Raw genomic sequence first — 5,569 nt, 5'->3', positions numbered from 1 at the left:
GCTGGGGGTTTTTAAGGGGAGTCTGGCGATGACCTACTTTCACACAGGCAATCTGCACTATCATCGGCGCTGAGGCGTTTCACGGTCCTGTTCGGGATGGGAAGGCGTGGGACCACCTCGCTAATGTCGCCAGACATAAACGGTTTGAGTAGCTGGTTTTTACCAACCACTCTGATTCAGAAGAAGCATTTATCACTACTACGCCGCTGACTTTCTACTCATCAACAACGCCTCAAATTTGTTCAATCTTGGGTAGATCGTTTCTGTCGCACTTACGCGTTTCAGGTTATAGGATCAAGCCGCACGGGCAATTAGTATCGGTTAGCTTAACGTGTTACCACGCTTCCACACCCGACCTATCAACGTCCTGGTCTTGAACGACCCTTCAGGGGAATTAAATTCCCAGGGAAATCTCATCTCGAGGCAAGTTTCCCGCTTAGATGCTTTCAGCGGTTATCTCTTCCAGACTTAGCTACCCGGCAATACCACTGGCGTGATAACCGGTACACCAGAGGTCTGTCCACTCCGGTCCTCTCGTACTAGGAGCAGCCCCCCTCAAATTTCCAACGCCCACTGCAGATAGGGACCAAACTGTCTCACGACGTTTTGAACCCAGCTCACGTACCACTTTAAATGGCGAACAGCCATACCCTTGGGACCGGCTACAGCCCCAGGATGTGATGAGCCGACATCGAGGTGCCAAACTCCGCCGTCGATGTGAACTCTTGGGCGGAATCAGCCTGTTATCCCCGGAGTACCTTTTATCCGTTGAGCGATGGCCCTTCCATTCAGAACCACCGGATCACTATGTCCTGCTTTCGCACCTGCTCGACTTGTCAGTCTCGCAGTCAAGCTACCTTGTGCCATTACACTATCAGTACGATGTCCGACCGTACCTAGGTAACCTTCGAGCTCCTCCGTTACAATTTGGGAGGAGACCGCCCCAGTCAAACTGCCTACCATGCACGGTCCCCGATCCAGATAATGGACCAAGGTTAGAACCTCAAACACACCAGGGTGGTATTTCAAGGACGGCTCCACGATAACTGGCGTTACCGCTTCATAGCCTCCCACCTATCCTACACAAGTCTGTTCAAAGTCCAATGCAAAGCTACAGTAAAGGTTCACGGGGTCTTTCCGTCTAGCAGCGGGGAGATTGCATCTTCACAAACACTTCAACTTCGCTGAGTCTCGGGAGGAGACAGTGGGGCCATCGTTACGCCATTCGTGCGGGTCGGAACTTACCCGACAAGGAATTTCGCTACCTTAGGACCGTTATAGTTACGGCCGCCGTTTACTGGGACTTCAATCAAGAGCTTGCACCCCATCATTTAATCTTCCAGCACCGGGCAGGCGTCACACCCTATACGTCGACTTTCGTCTTGGCAGAGTGCTGTGTTTTTGATAAACAGTCGCAGCCCCCATTTCTCTGCGACCTCTTTCAGCTCCGTCTGTCCGACTTCACCTAATAGAGGCACACCTTCTCCCGAAGTTACGGTGTCAATTTGCCGAGTTCCTTCTCCCGAGTTCTCTCAAGCGCCTTAGAATTCTCATCCTGCCCACCTGTGTCGGTTTGCGGTACGGTTCAATGTAAGCTGAAGCTTAGTGGCTTTTCCTGGAAGCAGGGTATCAGTTACTTCGTGAACAAGTTCACTCGTCATCACGCCTCAGCGTTAACAGGGATCCGGATTTGCCTAAATCCCCCGCCTACACGCTTAAACCACCTATTCCAACAGGCGGCCAACCTAACCTTCTCCGTCCCCACATCGCACTTACATCAAGTACAGGAATATTAACCTGTTTCCCATCGACTACGCTTCTCAGCCTCGCCTTAGGGGCCGACTCACCCTGCGCCGATGAACGTTGCGCAGGAAACCTTGGGCTTTCGGCGAGCGGGCTTTTCACCCGCTTTATCGCTACTCATGTCAGCATTCGCACTTCCGATATCTCCAGCATGGTTCACACCACACCTTCACAGACCTACGGAACGCTCTCCTACCATATATGCAAAGCATATATCCGCAGCTTCGGTTACTAGTTTGAGCCCCGTTACATCTTCCGCGCAGGACGACTCGACCAGTGAGCTATTACGCTTTCTTTAAATGATGGCTGCTTCTAAGCCAACATCCTGGCTGTCTATGCCTTCCCACTTCGTTTTCCACTTAACTAGTCATTTGGGACCTTAGCTGGCGGTCTGGGTTGTTTCCCTCTTGACACAGGACGTTAGCACCCCATGTCTGTCTCCCACGCTCGCACTCTTCGGTATTCGGAGTTTGCAATGGTTTGGTAAGTCGCGATGACCCCCTAGCCATAACAGTGCTCTACCCCCGAAGGTGATACGTGAGGCACTACCTAAATAGTTTTCGGAGAGAACCAGCTATTTCCAAGTTTGTTTAGCCTTTCACCCCTATCCACAGCTCATCCCCTAGTTTTGCAACACTAGTGGGTTCGGACCTCCAGTACCTGTTACGGCACCTTCATCCTGGCCATGGATAGATCACTTGGTTTCGGGTCTACGCCCAGCAACTAGACGCCCTATTCGGACTCGGTTTCCCTACGCCTCCCCTATTCGGTTAAGCTCGCTACTGAACGTAAGTCGCTGACCCATTATACAAAAGGTACGCAGTCACCCAACAATGTAGGCTCCCACTGTTTGTATGCATCCGGTTTCAGGTTCTATTTCACTCCCCTCCCGGGGTTCTTTTCGCCTTTCCCTCACGGTACTGGTTCACTATCGGTCGATGATGAGTATTTAGCCTTGGAGGATGGTCCCCCCATCTTCAGACAGGATTTCTCGTGTCCCGCCCTACTTCTCGTATGCTCAGTACCACGAATGACTTTTCATATACGGGGCTATCACCCACTATGGCCGGACTTTCCATTCCGTTCTATTAAGTCTTCCGCTATCACATACAGGCTCTTCCCATTTCGCTCGCCACTACTTTGGGAATCTCGGTTGATTTCTTTTCCTGCAGTTACTTAGATGTTTCAGTTCACCGCGTTCGCTCTACATGACCTATGTATTCAGTCATGAGTGACCCAAAAGGGCCGGGTTTCCCCATTCGGACATCTCGGGATCAATGCTAATTTGCCAGCTCCCCCGAGCTTTTCGCAGGCTATCACGTCCTTCTTCGCCTATCATCGCCAAGGCATCCACCAGATGCACTTATTCGCTTGATCCTATAACCTCAAACACGTAAAACGCGCTTTCGGTTAATCGAAATCGGTATTTGCGACTTTCTGTCACAACACGTCCTTTCGAACATGCCATTCCAGAACTCGATACAATCTACCCAAATTCTTTACTACAAATTTGAGATTGCTTCTTCTGTTTGTTAAAGATCGATACAGATAATTGTCTAACTTAAGAAGTCAGAAATAAATAAACTCAAGCCTTCCGCTCAAATTCATTCATTTCTAAGTCCTTCAGACTGCTCGCCGCAAGGCGTGGTGGAGGATGACGGGATCGAACCGACGACCCCCTGCTTGCAAAGCAGGTGCTCTCCCAGCTGAGCTAATCCCCCAGTCGTTACTTTTTATCAGAGCCTTTCACTTCTTTGATCAACGATCATCGAGCGATGCTAGAAGCGGGAGGGCGCCGTGTACATTCAGTACACAAGCCATTCCGCGACAACGCAGCGCGATGGTGAGCGTTAGATCAAATGGTGGGTCAGATAGGAATCGAACCTATGACCCCCGCCTTATCAAGACGGTGCTCTAACCGACTGAGCTACTGACCCAGCTCTCTGTATCTTCTACCGCAATCGATGAGTGTGAGTACCTAACCCAGAGAACTTCTCTTGAAAGGAGGTGATCCAGCCGCAGGTTCCCCTACGGCTACCTTGTTACGACTTCACCCCAGTCATGAATCCCGCCGTGGTAACCGGCCCCCTTACGGTTAGCCTAGCTACTTCTGGCGAAACCCACTCCCATGGTGTGACGGGCGGTGTGTACAAGGCCCGGGAACGTATTCACCGCGACATGCTGATCCGCGATTACTAGCGATTCCGACTTCATGGAGTCGAGTTGCAGACTCCAATCCGGACTACGATCGGTTTTATGAGATTGGCACCACCTCGCGGCTTAGCGACCCTCTGTACCGACCATTGTATGACGTGTGAAGCCCTGGTCATAAGGGCCATGAGGACTTGACGTCATCCCCACCTTCCTCCGGTTTGTCACCGGCAGTCCCATTAGAGTGCCCAACTGAATGCTGGCAACTAATGGCAAGGGTTGCGCTCGTTGCGGGACTTAACCCAACATCTCACGACACGAGCTGACGACAGCCATGCAGCACCTGTGTTCGAGTTCCTTGCGGCACCCCTCCGTCTCTGGAGGGTTCTCGACATGTCAAGACCAGGTAAGGTTTTTCGCGTTGCATCGAATTAATCCACATCATCCACCGCTTGTGCGGGCCCCCGTCAATTCCTTTGAGTTTTAACCTTGCGGCCGTACTCCCCAGGCGGTCAACTTCTCGCGTTAGCTTCGTTACCAAGGTTCGAAAACCCCAACAACCAGTTGACATCGTTTAGGGCGTGGACTACCAGGGTATCTAATCCTGTTTGCTCCCCACGCTTTCGTGCATGAGTGTCAGTGTTAGCCCAGGGGGCTGCCTTCGCCATCGGTGTTCCTCCACATCTCTACGCATTTCACTGCTACACGTGGAATTCCACCCCCCTCTGCCACACTCTAGTCTTGCAGTCACAAAGGCAGTTCCCAAGTTGAGCTCGGGGATTTCACCTCTGTCTTACAAAACCACCTGCGCACGCTTTACGCCCAGTAATTCCGATTAACGCTTGCACCCTACGTATTACCGCGGCTGCTGGCACGTAGTTAGCCGGTGCTTATTCTTACGGTACTCTCATCCTCAGCAGGTATTAACCGCAAAGATTTGCTCCCGTACAAAAGGGCTTTACAACCCGAAGGCCTTCTTCACCCACGCGGCATTGCTGGATCAGGCTTGCGCCCATTGTCCAAGATTCCCCACTGCTGCCTCCCGTAGGAGTCTGGGCCGTGTCTCAGTCCCAGTGTGGCGGATCGTCCTCTAAGACCCGCTACTGATCGTCGCCTTGGTGAGCCTTTACCTCACCAACTAGCTAATCAGCCATCAGCCGCTCTATTAGCACGAGGTCCGAAGATCCCCCGCTTTCTCCCTCAGGACGTATGCGGTATTAGCACTCCTTTCGAAGCGTTATCCCCCACTAATAGGCACGTTCCGATGTATTACTCACCCGTTCGCCACTCGCCACCAGGTGCAAGCACCCGTGCTGCCGTTCGACTTGCATGTGTAAAGCATGCCGCCAGCGTTCAATCTGAGCCAGGATCAAACTCTTTAGTTGAAATACTAATCGTTCGATCCATGCACAAAGTTATCACTGGCGATGAATTATCATCGCTGTTTACTTCTGTGCAGGTATCAATTTCGTCTCCGAATCAGATACCCACACTCATCGATTGCAGTCTGTTAAAGATCGTTGCTCAAACCGAAAAACACTGTAAAATCAACGTTTCGCGCTTCAAACTTCGCTGCGTCTGCAGCAGAGAGGCCGAACTATACCCACCTCCCAAA

The 5,569-nt window shown here is 51.6% G+C and carries 2 tRNA genes and 3 rRNA genes; all 5 read right to left on the bottom strand.

The features are described 5' to 3' along the window. Positions 1 to 20 precede the first annotated feature (20 nt). Positions 21 to 134, bottom strand: a 5S ribosomal RNA gene (rrf, locus tag AC0KVQ_RS16080). Positions 135 to 290: 156 nt separating this feature from the next. Next, a 23S ribosomal RNA gene (locus AC0KVQ_RS16075) occupies positions 291 to 3,180 on the bottom strand. Between the two features lie 268 nt (positions 3,181 to 3,448). Next, a tRNA-Ala gene (locus AC0KVQ_RS16070) sits at positions 3,449 to 3,524 on the bottom strand. A gap of 139 nt (positions 3,525 to 3,663) precedes the next feature. Then, positions 3,664 to 3,740, bottom strand: a tRNA-Ile gene (locus AC0KVQ_RS16065). 63 nt (positions 3,741 to 3,803) lie between these two features. Next, positions 3,804 to 5,339, bottom strand: a 16S ribosomal RNA gene (locus AC0KVQ_RS16060). Together the 16S, 23S and 5S rRNA genes with 2 tRNA genes alongside form the textbook arrangement of a ribosomal RNA operon. Between the last annotated feature and the right edge of the window lie 230 nt (positions 5,340 to 5,569).

It is taken from the genome of Formivibrio sp. oc-25, from assembly GCF_055810895.1.
The sequence above is the reverse complement of the archived record's forward strand: the minus strand, read 5'-3'. Positions and strand labels throughout refer to the sequence as shown.